The sequence below is a fragment of the Amycolatopsis sp. cmx-11-32 genome (assembly GCF_047608695.1).
Classification (GTDB): Bacteria; Actinomycetota; Actinomycetes; order Mycobacteriales; family Pseudonocardiaceae; genus Amycolatopsis.
Genome location: NZ_JADNQN010000002.1, coordinates 98,584 through 115,072, shown reverse-complemented (window position 1 = coordinate 115,072; position 16,489 = coordinate 98,584). Strand labels below are relative to the sequence as shown.

Below are 16,489 nucleotides of genomic sequence, written 5' to 3'. Positions count from 1 at the left end.
GGAGCGTGCGTAAGTCGCGCCGGAATCCGGGCTTTCAGCGGGTAGCGTCATAAGTGTGACTGAGGAAACGCCGACCAAGACACGTTCGATGGTCGACTGGTCCCTGGCCGCGTCGACGGGCGCTCTCCTGGTGCGCGGCGGCCCGGTGGTCGACCGCGACGAGGCCGAAGAAGCCGTCGCCGAGCTACGGGAACTGACCAGCGAGGCGGAGGGGCACGTCCGCGAGCTGACCGGGCTCGGGCTCGATCTGCCGCTGCTGCCGGCCGAGGTCGTCGACAGGCCAGGCTGGGTCCGCTCGGCCGCCGCCGGGCTCGACGCGCTCACCGGCCGCGCGCTGCCGCAGGCGCAGGGCGGGCCGCTCGGCCCCGTGCTTGCCGGTGGCGCCGGCGTCCAGACCGGGCTGGTGCTCGCGTTCCTGGCTTCGCGCGTGCTCGGCCAGTACGACCCGTTCGGCGGGCCGGAGCGCCGTGGCCAGCTGGTGCTCGTCGCGCCGAACGTGGTCGCCGCCCAGCGCGCGATGGACGTCCCCGGCCACGATTTCCGGCTGTGGGTCTGCCTGCACGAATGCACCCACCGGCTGCAGTTCACCGCGGTCACCTGGCTGCGCGACTACTTCGCCGACGAGGTCGAGCGCCTGATCGGCGGGCTCGCCGGCCGTGACGCGGACGGGCTGAGCGATCTGGTCGGCCGCCTGCCGGACACCATCAAGCAGATCGGCAAGGGCAGGGCGGGTGGCGCCGGTCTCGCCGAACTCCTGCAGTCGCCGGGCGAACGCGCGGTTTTCGACCGGCTCCTCGCGCTCTCCACCCTGTTGGAGGGGCACGCCGACTTCGTGATGGACGCCGTCGGGCCGCAGGTCGTGCCGAGTGTCGAGCTGATCCGGTCGCGGTTCACCGCACGGCGCAAGGGCGGCGGGCTGATCGACCGGGTGCTGCGCAGCCTGCTCGGAGTGGACGCGAAGATGCGTCAGTACGAACAAGGCGCGAAGTTCACCAAGCACGTCGTCGAGGCTGTCGGGATGGACGGCTTCAACGCGGTCTGGACGTCGCCGAACACGCTGCCGACCCGGGCCGAGATCACCGATCCGGCGGCCTGGGTGCGGCGCCTGCACGGGTGAGCGGGCCGGATCCGGCGATCGCGGCCGTACGGACGGCCGTGCGGGACTTCCTGACGTCGGTGAATCCTCGCGACGAGCTGTGTGTCGCGGTTTCCGGCGGCGCGGATTCGCTCGCGCTGGCCGAAGCGGCGGCGTTCGTCGGCTCTCGCTCGGGGCTGAAGGTGCGGGCGCTCGTCGTCGACCACGGCCTCCAGGACGGTTCCGCGGAAACCGCGGCGAAGGCGGCGGACACCGCTCGTGAACTGGGTGTCGACGCCGCGAAAGTCCTCACCGTGAAGGTCGAAGGCGCGGGCGGACCGGAAGCCGCGGCCCGCCGGGCCCGGTACCGCGCCCTGCGCTCCGCGCTCCCGGACGGCCACAGTCTCGTCCTCCTCGGCCACACCCTCGACGACCAGGCCGAAACCGTCCTGCTCGGCCTCGGCCGGGGCTCGGGACCGCGCTCGCTGGCCGGTATGCGGCCGCACGACCCGCCGTGGGGACGGCCGCTGCTCGGCGTCACCCGCGCCGCCACCCGGCAGGCGTGCCGGGCGCTCGGCGTCGAACCGTGGCAGGACCCGCACAACGAGGACCCGCGGTTCACCCGTGTCCGGTTGCGCACGGAAGTACTGCCCCTGCTGGAGGATGTGCTGTCCGGCGGTGTAGCGGCCTCGCTCGCCCGCACGGCGGCTCAACTGCGCGAGGACACCGAGGCGTTGGACACCCTCGCCGACGAGGTCCACCTGCGTGCCTTCACCGAGGAAGGGCTCGACGTCGCGGTGCTCGCCACCGAGCCGGCCGCCCTGCGGCGGCGTGTCCTTCGCAGGTGGCTACTGGACTCAGGAGTCCGTGAACTCACCGACGCCCACCTGCGTTCGGTCGACGCGCTGGTGGGGAACTGGCGGGGTCAGGGCGGGGTTTGGCTACCCGGCGACTTGGTGGCCGCGCGGGCGCATGGCAGGCTCTCGGTGTCTGCCGGGTGAACCCGCGACCGCGATCGCAGAGCGGGTTCACGCGTATGGTGACCTTCGTCGTCACACCTCGGCTCCGCCGACAGGCGCCGGCCGGAGTACCCCAGTCCACCACCTAGAGGGGATCGTCCTGTGTACGAAGGCGAGATCGCCTCCGTGCTCGTCACCGAGCAGCAGATCAACGACAAGATCGCCGAGCTGGCCGCGAAGGTAGCCGCGGACTACCCGGCCGACGGCCCCGGTTCCGGGCAGGGAGACCTCCTGCTCGTCGGGGTGCTCAAGGGCGCGGTGATGTTCATGACCGACTTCGCCAGGGCACTCCCTCTTCCTTCGCAGCTCGAGTTCATGGCGGTCTCCTCCTACGGTTCGGCGACCTCGTCGTCCGGCGTGGTGCGGATCCTCAAGGACCTCGATCGCGACATCGCCGGCCGCGACGTGCTCATCGTCGAGGACATCGTCGACTCCGGGCTCACGCTGTCCTGGCTGCTGAAGAACCTCGCCAGCCGCAACCCGGCCTCGCTCGAGGTCGTCTCGCTCCTGCGCAAACCGGAGGCGGTCAAGGTCGATGTACCGGTCAAGTACATCGGGTTCGACATTCCTAACGAATTCGTAGTCGGATACGGCCTCGACTACGCGGAGCGGTACCGGGACCTGCCCTACATCGGCACCCTGGATCCGCACGTTTACACGTCCTGAGAACCGCTTGCCCGCGGATGCGGAAATGCGGAACCCTGAGCACGGTGAACGCGTCATAGGTTGCGATCAAGTGCGTTAACCTATGCGAAGACCTTTGCCACGATGCCGTCGTGGCCTGGCCCGGGGGAAACGGAGAGAGCTCAGATGGGGAACAGCAGCTTGGCGGACGCGAACGCGTTCAAGAACGCCGCGGCCCAGGGTCAGGTCGGGATCGACCCGGACGCGGCCCAGACCGTCCTGAACAAGATCCGCACCGGCAAGGACGCCGTCGAGGCCCTGTTGCACCGCGCCGGTGACCTCGGGCAGGCCCCGAAGCTGGGCAACAACCCGGTCGGCAACGCGATCGCCGCGAAGGTGGCGAACCGTGCCGACGGCGGCGGCGACTCGTACGCGGCCGCACTCCAGAACCTTTACCAGCAGTACGAGGCCGCCGAGTCCGGCATCGTGACCGCGATGGCCAGGTACCACGAGATCGACCAGACCGCGGCCGAGCCGTTCCGGAACGTCTGAGGGGGAGTCAGAAAGCCATGCCACCGAAGCACAGCGCCGACTCTTTCGGCGAGAGCAACACCAGCAGCACCCCGGTCCAGCTCGGCGACAACTCGCACGCCGAGGGCATCGTCTCGTCCGCCCGCGGCCGTTCGGACGGGTTCGACATCGGCGCCGACCGTGCCATCACGAACCCGCCGAACTGGGAGAGCGCCCCGACCAGCCAGGACCTGTGGAATCAGGCCAACCTCGGCAACGACCCCAGCACCGCGACCTCGATCAGCCAGTCGTGGAGCTCGCACGGGACCCAGCTGAACCAGGCCTCGAACGACCTCTACACCGCGATCTCCGAACTGGGCGCCGCCTGGATCGGCCAGGGCGCGGCGAGCGCGCAGGGTTCGCTGGTCGCCATCGCGAACTCGGGCTCGCAGGCCTCCGAAGCCGCGACCACGATGTCGGACAGGCTGCAGAAGCAGGCCGATGCCGCCACCAAGGTCAAGCTGATGCCAAAGCCGACCAACTACACCCCCGAGGGTGCGATGGGCCAGGCTCTCGCGGCAGGCCCCGTCGGCATGATCACCGACCAAAAGCCCCTCGCCGACCAGGACAAGGAAGTGCGGGCGGAGCAGGCCAGGTTCCTCGAGGCCTACACCAAGGAGATGAGCGAGGTCGACAGCTCGACCCCGAGCTTCGGCCCCGAATCCCTCGGCATGAAGCCGACCGCCTCGCACAACAGCGCCTCGTTCAGCGGCGTCGGCAACGTGGGCGGCGGGGGTCTCGACTCCGGCGCCGTCTCCGGCGCCCCGGTCCTCGCGGGCACTCACGGCTACGGCGGCGCGCAGGGTGGTTCGCCCGCGCCGGTCGTCCACGCCGGTCCGGACTCCGGTGTGTTCTCGCAGGCAGGCTACAACCCCGCCACCGGGAACCTGCCGGCTTCGGGTGTCGCCCCTGGTGCCGGTGTCGCGTCCGGCGCCGGTGCGCCGATCGCCCCGCACGCCCCGGCGGCGAGCGGCGGCAACGGGCTCGGCCAGGCGCTCACCGCGGCCGCACTCGGCGGCGGTCTCGGCTACGCCGGTGCCAAGGCGCTCGGACAGGGCAACAAGTCCGGCGCCAAGGACACCGACGGCACCGGCGCCGCGGCGACCGACAACGCCCCCGCGCAGAGCGCCGCGTCCCAGGCCGTGCCGCAGCAGGGCCTCGTGTCCTCCAGCGGCACCATCGGTGGTGGCGCCACCCCGCCGATGCAGGGCATGGGCGGTGGCATGGGCATGGGCGCCCACGGCGCGCAGGCGGAGCAGGAAGAGGAGCACACGCACGCGTCGTTCCTCATCGAGCCCGACCCGGACGACGCCTTCGGCGCCAACGAGGCGACCCCGCCGCCGGTCATCGGCGCCTGGACCGAAGACGACGATCGCTAGAGCGGTTTTCACCGGGCGCGCGGCCCGATCCGGCCGCGCGCCCGCTGACTTGTGCGAGCCTGTCGGCGGAGCGCGTGAACCCGCCGATCGCGGACGCGGGTTCACCAAAGACACTAGGGGCGGACGATGGCGAACGGTGACCTGCTCACCGCGGTCGAACTGGACTTCCTGTGGGAGGTCGCGAACGCCGGAGAGCTGCCGTACCCGCTGCGACTCCGCTCACACGGGGCGACCGTCGACGAGCGCGACGCCCTGCGGAAGCGGACGCTCCAGTCGCTGAACCAGCGTCATCTCGCCGACGATCGCGGGCGTCCCGAACCCCATATCGAGGACTACTTCGGCGTCCTCGCGCGGCCGGACCTGAGCCTGGACTGCGTCCAGCTCAACAACCCCAACACCGAACCGCTGCTCGCGGTCGCGTCGCTACTCGGCGGTCAGGGCCTCCTGACGGTGCAGGACCAGCGCGGTTTCCACTTCCATCCGATCGCCCAGGACGGTCTCGCGAGCGCGATCGTCTCCCTGCTGCCGCCGGGCTCGCGCGGCACCGAGAAGTCGATCACCCTCCCGCTGGACGGGCTCGTCGGCGCTTCGGGCGCGGACTTCCTCCAGCGCCGCCAGCCGCAGGTCGACGGCACGGCGACGTCCGATGAGGACCGCAAGGCACTGGCCCGGCTCCAGGCCCAGCCGCGGCTGCGAGGCGGCCAGTTCGGTGCCAACGCGCGCAGCAGGCACGGCACGCGAAGCCGGTCTTCGGTGCTGAGCTGGTTCGACACGCAGTCGGGCCGGTACTTCACCCAGGCCACCCGCGGCTCCGATGGACGGGACTGGATCACCATCGCGCCCGCGGATCCGGCGACGCTGCGGCACCGGCTCACGGAGATGCTGGGGAAGATCGCGGCCGACGCTTCCGTCGCACGCTGAGCATCCTTCATCGCAGCTTTCCCATCGTGGCCGGCAGATCTCGGTCAAGGATCCGTGAAGGCCTCCTTGAGAGACCCAGAGTCTCTCAAGGAGGCCTTCACGGACTCCAAGCGGCCAGGTCACCAGCACTTTCGGCCATCCGGCCACCGCCTGTCGTACCCCTTCGCTATCGTGAACCCCAGGGCGTTTTGACGCACAGCGACCAGCCACGCACCGGCCCCGCAGCACGAGCCAAGGTGCCGGGAGGGCACGGAGCAATGCACCAGGAACACTTCACGCCGATGGCGTTCGACTTCCTCTGGGAGTCCGCCGAGCTCGGCGACCTGCCGTATCCGCTGCGCCTGCGCTCGCACGGCGCGACCGAGGCCGAGCGGCGGGTGCTGCGCGACCGCACCGACGTCGAACTCAAGGCCCGCGGCCTCCGCGACGGCAGGGGGAGGCTGGACCGGAGGATCGAGGACTGGCTGTACCTCCTCGCCCGGGGCTCGTTGACCATCGACGCGCTGCACATCCCCGAGTTCCAGGCCCCGACGATCGCCGTCCTCGGCGCCACCGACGGCCGCGACGCGGTGCTCGCGATCCAGGACCAGTCCGGCATCTGGCTGCGCGAGGCGCCCGCCGACGGGCTCCCCACCGCCGTCGTCGACCTGCTCCCACCGGGACAGCGCGGCTCCGAGGCGTCCGTCACGCTGCCGATCGACGACGCCCGCCGGACCGAGCCGATCCGCGCCGCGGTCAGCCCGACGAAGCAGGGCGAAGAGCCCGAAGCGGCGAAGACCCGTCGCAAAGAGAAGCCCCGCGTCTCACTCAGTGAACGCATCACCGCGGACCCGCGTGAGGCGTTCGGCAAGCTCACCGGCCAGCCGCGGCTGCGTGGCGGTCAGCTGGCAGCGAACAGCCGGTCCCACGTCGGCGCCAAACAGCGGTCCCGTGTCCTCGGCTGGTTCGACACCGTCAGCGGGCGCTACCTCAGCACGTCACAGGCCGGTCCGGACGGACGCGAATGGGTCACCGTCTCACCCGCCGACGTCAAGACACTGCGGATGAGACTGGGCGAAATGGCCGCCGGTGTGGCGGTCGACACACGCTAGGGTCACGCTCCGGGAACCCTCGCGTGGCGTCCACCGTTGACGTGCGAGAGGCTCACCGCCCTCGTCCGTCCAGGCGGGCGGTATCCTGAGGGGCGGGTGTCGGAGCACCATGGGTCGTCAAGATCGTGATGGCGGGTATCACAGGAGCCGCCCAACCAGGAAGGGTCGAGGCCACCAGGGCCGAGTCGTATGAACCGGAAGAGCGTGCTCAAGAACCCAGTGCTCTGGATTCTCGCGGCGGTACTGGCGTTTCTCGCCTACAACACGATCTTCGACAGTGATCGTGGCTACACCCAGGTGCCGATCTCGATCGCGAACCAGCAGATCACCGCGAACAACGTCAAGGAAGCCTCGCAAGAGGACAAAGAGCAGCAGATCAAGCTGCTGCTGAACAAGAAGATCGAGGTCGAAGGCCAGCAGGTCGACCAGATCATCGCCCAGTACCCGTCGAACGTCGCGGGCGTCATCTACGGTCAGCTCATCGGCCTCAAGAGCGGTGACAACCCGGTCAAGTTCACCACCAAGGTCACCACGCAGAACGTCCTCACCCAGATCCTGATCTTCGCCATTCCGCTGGCGCTGGTGCTGGGCCTGCTGATGTGGATGATGAACAACGCGCAGGGCGGCGGGAACCGCGTCCTCAACTTCGGCAAGTCGAAGGCCAAGCAGCTCAACAAGGACATGCCCAAGACGACCTTCGGGGACGTCGCGGGCGCCGACGAGGCCGTCGAAGAGCTGTACGAGATCAAGGACTTCCTGCAGAATCCGGCGCGCTACCAGGCACTCGGCGCGAAGATCCCCAAGGGCGTCCTGCTCTACGGGCCGCCCGGTACCGGTAAGACGCTGCTCGCGCGAGCCGTCGCCGGCGAGGCGGGTGTGCCGTTCTACACGATCTCCGGTTCCGACTTCGTCGAGATGTTCGTCGGTGTCGGCGCCTCGCGTGTCCGCGACCTGTTCGAGCAGGCCAAGCAGAACGCGCCCTGCATCATCTTCGTCGACGAGATCGACGCGGTCGGCCGCCAGCGCGGCGCCGGCCTCGGCGGCGGCCACGACGAACGTGAGCAGACGCTGAACCAGCTCCTCGTCGAGATGGACGGCTTCGACGCGCGCGGCGGCATCATCCTGATCGCCGCGACCAACCGTCCCGACATCCTCGACCCGGCGCTCCTGCGTCCAGGCCGGTTCGACCGCCAGATCCCGGTGTCCGCACCGGACATGCGCGGCCGTAAGGCGATCCTCGAGGTGCACGCCAAGGGCAAGCCGATCGCGCAGGGCACCGACCTGAGCAGCCTCGCCAAGCGGACCGTCGGCATGTCCGGCGCCGACCTGGCGAACGTGCTCAACGAGGCCGCGCTGCTCACCGCCCGCCAGAACGGGCACGTGATCACCGACGAGGCGCTGGAGGAGTCCGTCGACCGCGTCGTCGGCGGCCCCGCCCGCAAGAGCCGGATCATCTCCGAGAAGGAGAAGAAGATCACTGCCTACCACGAGGGCGGGCACGCGCTCGCCGCGTGGGCGATGCCGGACATCGAACCGGTCTACAAGCTGACGATCCTGCCGCGTGGGCGCACCGGCGGTCACGCCCTGCTCGTCCCGGAGGACGACAAGGAGTTGATGACCCGGTCGGAGATGCTCGGACGCCTGGTCTTCGCGATGGGCGGCCGGACGGCGGAGGAGCTCGTCTTCCACGAGCCCACCACCGGTGCCTCCTCCGACATCGAGCAGGCGACCAAGATCGCCCGCGCCATGGTCACCGAATACGGCATGAGCGCCCGGCTCGGCGCCGTCAAGTACGGCCAGGAGCAGGGCGACCCGTTCCTCGGCCGCTCGGCGGGCCGCCAGGCGGACTACTCACTCGAGGTCGCGCACGAGATCGACGAGGAGGTGCGCAAGCTCATCGAGACCGCGCACACCGAGGCGTGGCACGTGCTGAGCACCTACCGCGACGTGCTGGACGAGCTGGTCATCGAGCTTCTCGAGAAAGAGACGCTGACCCGCAAGGACCTCGAGCGGATCTTCGCGACCGTCGAGAAGCGCCCGCACATCACCATCTTCAACGAGTTCGGCGAGCGGAAGCCGTCGGACAAGCCGCCGATCAAGACCCCCGGCGAGCTGGCGATGGAGCGCGGCGAGCCGTGGCCCCCGCCGGAGGAGAAGAAGGAGCAGCCGGTGCTGCAGCCGGCGCCGACCCCGGTCGGCACCGTGCAGGGCGGCGGCGACCTTCCCGGTGGCCCGCCGTACGCGGCCCCGGTTCCGCCTGCCGACCCGAACGCCAATCCCTACGCTCCGCCGCAGCCGGGCGCCTACCCCAACGGTGGCCGCCCGAACGGTGGGCCGAACGGCACCGGCCACTGGCCCCAGGCATATGGTGGGCAGCAGCCGGGCGGTCCGGCAGGCGGTTATCAGGGTGGACCCGTTGGCGGTCCGCCGAACTACGGGGCTCCTCCCGGATGGACCCCGGCGACCCAGCCGGGCGGCCAGCCGAACCAGCCCTGGCGTCCCGCCGAAGACCGCCCGCGTGACAACTGGTTCGGTGGCGAGCCCGGCCAGCCCGGCGGTCAGCAGGACGAAGGACAGCAGCGGCGTGACGACGGACAGGACGACAGCAAGCGATAACGGCTCGGGCCCGGTCTTCGACCAAGAGCGGGCCGAGAAAGCCGTACGCGAACTCCTGCTCGCTTGTGGTGAGGACCCGGACCGGGACGGTCTCCTTGAGACCCCCGCCCGGGTCGCTCGCGCTTACCGGGAAATGTTCGCCGGGCTCTACACCGAGCCGGACCACGTACTGGACCGCACGTTCGACGAGGCGCACGAAGAACTCGTGCTCGTGACGGACATCCCGATGTTTTCGACCTGTGAACACCATCTCCTGTCATTCCACGGTGTCGCCCACGTCGGCTACATCCCGAACGGCCACGGCAAGGTCACCGGCCTGTCCAAACTGGCCCGCCTCGTCGATCTCTACGCCAAGCGCCCGCAGGTTCAGGAGCGCATCACCTCCCAGGTCGCGGACGCGCTTGTGCGCAAACTCAATCCCCGCGGCGTGATCGTCGTGATCGAGGCCGAGCATCTCTGCATGGCCATGCGCGGCATCCGCAAACCCGGCGCCAGGACGACGACGTCGGCAGTGCGTGGCCTGCTGCAGTCTTCGGCGTCCTCGCGGGCGGAGGCGCTGGACCTGATCAAGGGCCGTCGATGACCGCCCTGCCCCAGCCCGACCGGTGCGCGGTGCTGGGCGTCCTCAACGTCACCCCCGATTCCTTTTCGGACGGTGGCCGCTACCTCGGGGTCGAGCAGGCGCTGGAGCACGCGCACGAGATGTGGTCGTGCGGCGCGGATCTGATCGACGTCGGCGGGGAGTCGACCCGGCCGGGTGCGTCACGGGTGGACGCCGACACCGAGATTTCCCGGATCATGCCGGTGATCCGGTCGCTGGCGGCCGACGGTGTCGCGATGTCCGTTGACACCACCCGCGCCGAGGTCGCCCTCGCCGCCGTCGATGCGGGTGCGTCGGTCATCAACGATGTTTCGGGCGGGCTGGCCGATCCGAACATGGCGAAGGTCGCCGCGGAGACCGGGGTTCCGTGGGTGCTCATGCACTGGCGCGGGCACAGCAAGGACATGAACGCGCTGGCGACCTATGCGGACGTCGTCGCGGAAGTCCGCTCCGAGTTGCTGTCCCGAGTGGACGAAGCGGTCACCGCGGGCGTCGAGCAGAGCGCGATCGTGCTCGACCCTGGGCTCGGTTTCGCGAAGAACGCGGAGCACGATTGGGCATTGCTGAACGGCTTGGATTCCCTCCTGTCCCTGGGTTTCCCAGTTCTCGTCGGTGCCTCGCGCAAACGGTTCCTCGGACGCCTTTTGTCCGGAAAGGACGGAACACCCGCTCCGCCGGACGGCCGGGAGAACGCGACCGCGGCCGTGTCCGCACTCGCCGCCGCGGCGGGTGCGTGGGGTGTGCGGGTGCACGAGGTCGGCGCGAGTATCGACGCCGTGACCGTCGCGGCCGCTTGGCAAAGGGGGAGTCCCGTTGTCTGACCGGATCACGTTGACCGGCTTGCGGGTCTTCGGCAGGCACGGGGTCTTCGACCACGAGAAGCGCGACGGGCAGGAATTCGTCGTCGACATCGTCGTGTGGCTGGACCTCGGTCCGGCCGCCGCGTCCGACGACCTGGCCAAGACGCTGCACTACGGCGAACTCGCCGAACTCGCCGCCGGGATCGTGGCGGGCGAACCGTACGACCTCATCGAAAGCGTCGCCGGGAAGATCGCCGGCGAGGTCCTGCGCGACGAGCGGCTGACCGCCGTCGAGGTGACGGTGCACAAGCCGTCCGCGCCGATTCCGCTGAACTTCGACGACGTCGCCGTCACGGTGCGGCGGGAGCGATGAGCCGGGCGCTGCTCTCGCTCGGTTCCAACCTGGGAGACCGGCTCGCGTTCCTCCAGTCGGCCGTCGACGCCTTCCGGCCCGCGGTGGTCGCGGTGTCGTCGGTCTACGAGACGAAGGCGTGGGGTGTCGAGGACCAGCCGGACTTCCTCAACGCCGTCGTCCTCGTCGACGACGCGGCGCGCGACCATTGGGACTGGTTGCGCGCCGGGCAGGCCGCGGAACAGGCGGCGGAGCGCGTGCGCGAGGTCCGCTGGGGACCGCGCACGCTGGATGTCGACGTCGTGACCGTGGACGGGGTGCGCTCCGAGGACCCCCAGTTGCTGCTCCCTCATCCCGGCACGCCGGAGCGCGCGAGCGTGCTGATCCCGTGGCTGGAGATCGAGCCCGCCGCGGTGCTCCCCGGCCACGGCCCCGTCGCCGACCTCCTCGCCGCCCGGCCCGCCTCCGACGTCACCTCCGTGCGCCGGACCCCCCTCACCCTTTTCCTCACCCTCGCCTGACCCCGCGTTTCGTCCTCTAGTTGCGGTAGTTGGTGCCACGAACTACCGCAACTAGAGGACGAATTGCGGGAGGGGGGTGGGCGGTAGCGAAGGTCCCTCGCTATCCCAGCGCGGCGCGCAGGGCGGCGACGGTCCACTCGGCCTGCGGCATCTGCGAGGGGAACGCTGGCCAGCCGTTCATCTTCCCGAGCAGGAGCCAGTACCGCTCCGCCCGCGGATCCAGGCTGATCGCCATCCCGTCGGCCAGCTTCTTCCGCCAAGCCGGGTCGCCGGCGTCTCGCCCGTTCCGCGAAGACTCCGAAAAGATCGTCTCGGCCAGTTCCCGGCCCGTAGGCGAGTCCGGCGCGAGGCCGGCTTCGAGCGCCTCCAAAGCCTTCTCGCTCCAAGCCATCCACAGCTGCTGCTGTTTCTCCCCGAAGTCGGCCCCGTCTTCTTTCCGGAGTTTCGAGTGCCATTCGCTCATCCGGCGGATGGACGTGCGGAACTCGTCGTCCTGCACGAGTTCGGCGAACTCGATCCAGGCTTCCAGCTGTTCCGGCGTCGGGTCGTCGGGCAGTTCCGGTTTCGCCGAGCGCATCCGCTCGTAGAACTGCGGATCCAGTTCGAGCCCTTCGACCATGTCCGCCCAGAATTCGTCGAGCAGGCGTTTGCGGTCTTCGTCCGACATCGATGCGAGTTTGTTCATCAGTTCGACCTCCTCCAGTGGTGAGTCCCGTTTGGCCACCGCGCGCAGGACCGCCCGGCGCAGCTCCAGCCGCCGGATCTGCTCGTCCAGGGCCGCGACGTGCTGGACCGCGAGGTCCCCGATGGTCGCTTCCCTGGTCAGCGCCCGCTCCACGTCCGCGAGACCCAGCCCGAGTTCCCGCAACGTCCGCACCAGCTCCAGGCGCGCCATCGCGGTGGCGTCGTAGAGGCGGTAACCGGAGCCGGTGCGGTCGGTCGGCGGCAGGAGTCCTTCGTCGGAGTAAAAGCGGATGGTCTTCACCGGAAGGCCGGTCCGTTTGGCCAGCTCCCCGATGGTGAAAACCGCTGCGGTGCCCATCTGCTTCATGCTCGACTCTCCAGTTGGTGGAGAGTCAAGCTTGCCAGGTAGCGTTGGACCATGCACTTCACCCGGCCACGTGAGCTGGCGGTGGCCGGCCTCCTGGGTTTGGTCCTGGCCTATCTGCTCTTCCAGGTCGCGTACGGATCCATGCCGGCGCTCCCGCTCTTCGCCGGGATCACCCTGCTCGTCCTCGCGCTCTGCGAGACCGTACTCGCCTTCATCATCCGTTCGCGGATCAAAGAGGGCCGGGTGCTCGCCGCGATCTCTGTCGCCCGATCGGTGGCCCTCGCCAAGGCCTCGTCACTCGCCGGAGCCGTCATGACCGGGGTCTGGCTGGCGGCTTTCGCGTATCTTTTTCCGCGACGTGACGAACTCCTCGCGGCGAGCGGCGATCTCCGTTCGGCGACGGTCGGGATCGTCAGCTCGGTGGCGCTGGTAGCTGCGGCTTTGTGGCTCGAACACTGCTGCCGGGCCCCCGAAGGCGGTGATCGGGACCGCGATCCCGAGCCGACCGGTTAACGCTCGAGAGGCACCGCTCGAAGTACCGACTAGGTCTCGTTCGGATTACTAGAAGGTACGGTGTTGGGCATGACCGGGGAGGGTGACGACTCGCGCGGCCGCCTTGCGGGTAGGCCGTGGCTTGTCGTCGGCTTGGTTCTCGCCGTCTGCGCGACTCTCGCATTGGTGCTTTCCGACGACCTCCGCTACTTACGGCTGGGGATCGTCGCGGCGCTGTGGGCCGCCTTGATCGGTGCGTTCCTGGCGGTCCGCTACCGCAAGCACGTGTCACAGAGCGAGGACGCCGTCGCCGAGGCGCAGGCCGTCTACGAGCTGGAGCTGGAACGCGAGATCGCCGCGCGCCGCGAGTTCGAGCTGGAGATGGAAGCGGAGAACCGGCAGGCCGCCGAAACCCGCTCCCAGGACGAGCTCGAAGCGCTCAGGGCCGAGGTGAGCGCTCTGCGCGAAAGCCTCCAGTCGCTCTTCGGCGGCGGCGAGGTCCTCCTCGAACGCGTCGCGCTCACCGCGCAGGCCACCCGGATGCGCTCCCTCGACAACAAGCAGCTGATGAGCGCGGGGCCCGAGAACGGCAACGGCAACGGCAAACCCCAGCTGATGGCGGCCAAGAGCACCACGATCGACGTCGACGAGCGCGCACCCGGCCGGGAACGCCCGACCGAGATGATCGACCGCGTCCTCGAACCCGCCGCCGCGCGGAACGGTGCGCCGCCCGCCGCGCGCCGGAAGCCGTCGAACGGTCAGGTCAACGGCACCAACGGTTACAGCCAGAACAATCAGGTCTCGCGGCCGAAGCCAGTCGATGAATCGACTCGCCGCAGCATGCGCAAGGCCGATGCCCGCGCGTCGAAGGCGGCGGAGGCGCTCGCCGCCGAAGCCGCCCGTCGTGAGCGGCTCGAAATGTCCAACCCCGGTATGTCGCCCGCCGAGATCTCCCGGCCGATGCCGAGGGTCGACGCCAAACGCAAGACCCCGCCGCCGGTGACCCCGGCCGAGGTGTCGCGCCCGTCCATGCCCGGCGTCTCGCGCGCCGAGGTCTCGCAGCCGTCGATGCCCGCCGTCGCCCGGCAGCCTCAGCGTCCGGAGCCCCAGCGCCAAGAACTCCAGCGCCCGGAACCCCAGCGCCCGGAACCGCCACGCCAAGAACCCCAGCAAGAACCCCAGCGCCGCCCGCAGCAGCCTTCGCTGCAGCATCGTCTCGACGCCGGCAACGTGCAGCGTCCTCCCGCGCCGCGGCCGGAGGAGCAGACCCGCAAGCAGCCGCCGCCGGTGAAGCCCGCCGCGCAAGCGAAGCCGGTCAAGAAGGTCGAACCGGACCGCCCCCGGCCGAACCGTGAGCTCGGCCTGACCCGGCCCGGAATGAAGCCGGTCGACCAGCCTCGTCCGGCCGGTGGCACGCCGCCGCCCGCGAACAAGCCCGCCGCCGCGCCGGAGCCGATGGAGGCCACCGGCGAGTGGAAGCCGTCGTGGACACAGGAGCGTCCGGTCTCCGATCTGAGCGCCGCGTTCCCCAGGAAGGACGACTTCCAGGACCGGCTGCGCCCCGCGCCGCCGTCCAAGCCCCAGTCCTCCAGTCCCCAGCCGCGTCCTCAGCCCTCCGACCCGCAGCCTCGTCGCGACCCGGAACCCCCGACCCCGCTGTCGATCCCGGTCGTGTCCGAGCCCGTGCGGCCGCCGGAGCCCGAACCGGTGCGCCGTCCGGCCGCCGAGACGCCTTCGCGGCACAGTCCGCCGGTCGAGGAGCCGCCCGCGGTCAACCCGACGCTTCCCGAAGAACTCCGTGTGACGCAGAACCGGTCCGGCGGCCGCCGTCGTCGGGCGGCGGACGACTCCTCCGCTTCGCTCACGCCCGCCCCCAACGTCCCGGAGCCCACCGGTGGCGGCCGTCGCCGCCGTCCGGACGGCGAGCCTCCGGCATGGCAGGGCACCGAGTCCTCGGGTGGCCGCCACGGCGGCAGGCGGGCGAAACCGGAGGACGAGGCGCCGTCCCGCAACGGGTCGTCGCACAGCCGTCCGGAGACCCCCGACGCGGGCTCCCACGCTTCCGGCCGTTCGGTGATGGACCTCCTCGCCGCCAACGGCGCGAACGAGTCCACTCCGCGACGGAGGCGGCGTGCGGAGGATTGAGTCCGTACCGACGGTAGGGTGACCCGCTGTGAGCGAGCCTTCCTCCCCGGAGCCCGGCCTCGACCGGGCACGCCGGTCCCGGTCGGTCACCGTGCTGCTGCCGGTACTCGGGCTGATCGCCGTCGCGCTGTGCGGGTTGTTCGTTTTCGGCACGGTGACCGAGAAGGTCGGCCTGACCGCGGTGACGATCGGTGTGCTCGCGGCGCTCGTACCGGTCGCCGTGGTGGTCACCGCGTTCCTGTGGGTCGACCGCTGGGAACCGGAACCGCCGAAGCTCCTGCTGCTGTCGTTCGTCTGGGGCGCGTGTGTCGCGACGATCATCGCGCTGCTGCTCAACAGCGGCGCCGAGGCCGTCGGTGACCTGCTGCTCGGCAGCGGGAGCGGCGGGAAGATCAGTGGCCTGATCTCCGCGCCGCTGGTCGAGGAGGCAGCGAAGGCCGCCTTCATCCTGTTGCTGTGGTGGCGCCGCCCGATCGAGTTCGACGGCGTCGTGGACGGCATCGTCTACGCCGGGTTCACCGCGGCCGGGTTCGCGTTCACCGAGAACATCTATTACTTCGGCCGCGCGTTCGCCGAGAACGGTTTCGGCGACGGCACGAGCGCCGGCGTGCTCGCCGCGTTCTTCCTGCGCGGCGTGCTCTCGCCGTTCACGCATCCGCTGTTCGCCGTGATGACGGGGATCGGGCTCGGCATCGCCGCGAGCAGTAAGGTCCGCGCGCTGAGGATCCTGGCGCCGATCGGCGGCTACGTCGTCGCCGTGCTGCTGCACGCGCTGTGGAACGGCGCCGCGCTGCTCGGTGGCGCCAAGACCTTCCTGAACGTCTACTTCCTGATCATGGTGCCGCTGTTCATCGGGGTCTTCTCGGTGGTGGTCATGCAGCGGCGCCGCGAGCAGCGGATCGTCGCGGCCGTGCTGCCGATGATGGTCGACGCGCGCTGGATCGCCCCGTCCGAAGTGCCGCTGCTGGCCAGCCTGTCCGGACGGCGATCGTGGCGGAAACAGGCGCGGAAACAGTCGGGACGTGACGCGGCGAAGGCCGTCGGCCGCTACCAGGCCAGCGTGACCGAGCTCGCGTTCCTGCGGCGTGGCCCCAAGCTCACCGACGAGGGCAAACAACGGCAGCGTGAACTGCTGCAACTGCTCAAGACGTCGCGGGCCGATGCGGTGAGGCTGGCGGACGGTGCTCCGCGGGGGTGACCTCGGTCAGGTGAAGCTGGTCACGCGGGTCGTT

Annotated in this window: 16 protein-coding genes; 15 read left to right on the top strand and 1 reads right to left on the bottom strand. The window is 69.9% G+C overall.

Features of this window, described 5'->3' with window-relative positions:
- The first annotated feature begins 88 nt into the window (after positions 1 to 88).
- The 12 genes from ACM6LR_RS05070 to folK all read left to right on the top strand — a co-directional run bounded on the left by ACM6LR_RS05070 (position 89) and on the right by folK (position 11,569).
- Positions 89 to 1,117 carry a zinc-dependent metalloprotease gene (locus ACM6LR_RS05070; protein WP_414942033.1) on the top strand — a complete coding sequence of 343 codons (1,029 nt, stop codon included), beginning with the start codon at positions 89 to 91 and terminating at the stop codon, positions 1,115 to 1,117.
- Complete coding sequence (gene tilS / locus ACM6LR_RS05065) at positions 1,114 to 2,076, top strand: tRNA lysidine(34) synthetase TilS (RefSeq protein ID WP_414941929.1); 963 nt, start codon at positions 1,114 to 1,116, stop codon at positions 2,074 to 2,076. The genes ACM6LR_RS05070 and tilS overlap by 4 nt, the downstream gene beginning before the upstream one ends.
- A gap of 120 nt (positions 2,077 to 2,196) precedes the next feature.
- Positions 2,197 to 2,760: a hypoxanthine phosphoribosyltransferase gene (hpt, locus tag ACM6LR_RS05060; protein WP_093933323.1), complete on the top strand. Its 564-nt coding sequence runs from the start codon at positions 2,197 to 2,199 to the stop codon at positions 2,758 to 2,760.
- Positions 2,761 to 2,904: 144 nt separating this feature from the next.
- Positions 2,905 to 3,270, top strand: coding sequence for a hypothetical protein (locus ACM6LR_RS05055; RefSeq protein WP_414941930.1), 366 nt, complete (start codon positions 2,905 to 2,907; stop codon positions 3,268 to 3,270).
- A 17-nt stretch (positions 3,271 to 3,287) separates the two neighbouring features.
- The gene (locus tag ACM6LR_RS05050; protein WP_414941931.1) at positions 3,288 to 4,667 is read left to right on the top strand and encodes a WXG100 family type VII secretion target; all 1,380 of its coding nucleotides are present in this window, start codon (positions 3,288 to 3,290) and stop codon (positions 4,665 to 4,667) included.
- Positions 4,668 to 4,793: 126 nt separating this feature from the next.
- Positions 4,794 to 5,588 carry an ESX secretion-associated protein EspG gene (locus ACM6LR_RS05045; RefSeq protein WP_414941932.1) on the top strand — a complete coding sequence of 265 codons (795 nt, stop codon included), beginning with the start codon at positions 4,794 to 4,796 and terminating at the stop codon, positions 5,586 to 5,588.
- Positions 5,589 to 5,845: 257 nt separating this feature from the next.
- Positions 5,846 to 6,679: an ESX secretion-associated protein EspG gene (locus tag ACM6LR_RS05040; protein ID WP_414941933.1), complete on the top strand. Its 834-nt coding sequence runs from the start codon at positions 5,846 to 5,848 to the stop codon at positions 6,677 to 6,679.
- 189 nt (positions 6,680 to 6,868) lie between these two features.
- Positions 6,869 to 9,295 (top strand): ATP-dependent zinc metalloprotease FtsH, encoded by a 2,427-nt coding sequence (ftsH, locus tag ACM6LR_RS05035; protein WP_414941934.1) that lies wholly within the window; start codon positions 6,869 to 6,871, stop codon positions 9,293 to 9,295.
- A complete protein-coding gene (gene folE / locus ACM6LR_RS05030; protein WP_414941935.1) occupies positions 9,264 to 9,878 on the top strand; it encodes a GTP cyclohydrolase I FolE in 615 nt (204 codons plus the stop codon). Before ftsH ends, folE begins: the two co-directional genes overlap by 32 nt.
- A complete protein-coding gene (gene folP / locus ACM6LR_RS05025; protein WP_414943263.1) occupies positions 9,875 to 10,717 on the top strand; it encodes a dihydropteroate synthase in 843 nt (280 codons plus the stop codon). The genes folE and folP overlap by 4 nt, the downstream gene beginning before the upstream one ends.
- Positions 10,710 to 11,069 carry a dihydroneopterin aldolase gene (gene folB, locus ACM6LR_RS05020; protein ID WP_414941937.1) on the top strand — a complete coding sequence of 120 codons (360 nt, stop codon included), beginning with the start codon at positions 10,710 to 10,712 and terminating at the stop codon, positions 11,067 to 11,069. Before folP ends, folB begins: the two co-directional genes overlap by 8 nt.
- Positions 11,066 to 11,569, top strand: coding sequence for a 2-amino-4-hydroxy-6-hydroxymethyldihydropteridine diphosphokinase (gene folK / locus ACM6LR_RS05015; RefSeq protein WP_414941938.1), 504 nt, complete (start codon positions 11,066 to 11,068; stop codon positions 11,567 to 11,569). The genes folB and folK overlap by 4 nt, the downstream gene beginning before the upstream one ends.
- A 100-nt stretch (positions 11,570 to 11,669) precedes the next feature.
- Here the strand turns inward: folK and ACM6LR_RS05010 are convergent, their stop codons facing one another.
- Positions 11,670 to 12,611, bottom strand: coding sequence for a MerR family transcriptional regulator (locus ACM6LR_RS05010; RefSeq protein WP_414941939.1), 942 nt, complete (start codon positions 12,609 to 12,611; stop codon positions 11,670 to 11,672).
- A gap of 60 nt (positions 12,612 to 12,671) precedes the next feature.
- On the opposite strand from ACM6LR_RS05010, the gene ACM6LR_RS05005 reads away from it, so the two are divergent.
- The 3 genes from ACM6LR_RS05005 to ACM6LR_RS04995 all read left to right on the top strand — a co-directional run bounded on the left by ACM6LR_RS05005 (position 12,672) and on the right by ACM6LR_RS04995 (position 16,455).
- Positions 12,672 to 13,133: a DUF3180 domain-containing protein gene (locus ACM6LR_RS05005; RefSeq protein WP_414941940.1), complete on the top strand. Its 462-nt coding sequence runs from the start codon at positions 12,672 to 12,674 to the stop codon at positions 13,131 to 13,133.
- Between the two features lie 69 nt (positions 13,134 to 13,202).
- Positions 13,203 to 15,257 carry a DUF6779 domain-containing protein gene (locus tag ACM6LR_RS05000; RefSeq protein ID WP_414943262.1) on the top strand — a complete coding sequence of 685 codons (2,055 nt, stop codon included), beginning with the start codon at positions 13,203 to 13,205 and terminating at the stop codon, positions 15,255 to 15,257.
- Positions 15,258 to 15,285: 28 nt separating this feature from the next.
- On the top strand, positions 15,286 to 16,455 hold the full coding sequence (locus tag ACM6LR_RS04995; protein ID WP_414941942.1) for a PrsW family intramembrane metalloprotease: 1,170 nt from the start codon (positions 15,286 to 15,288) through the stop codon (positions 16,453 to 16,455).
- The last annotated feature ends 34 nt before the right edge of the window (positions 16,456 to 16,489 follow it).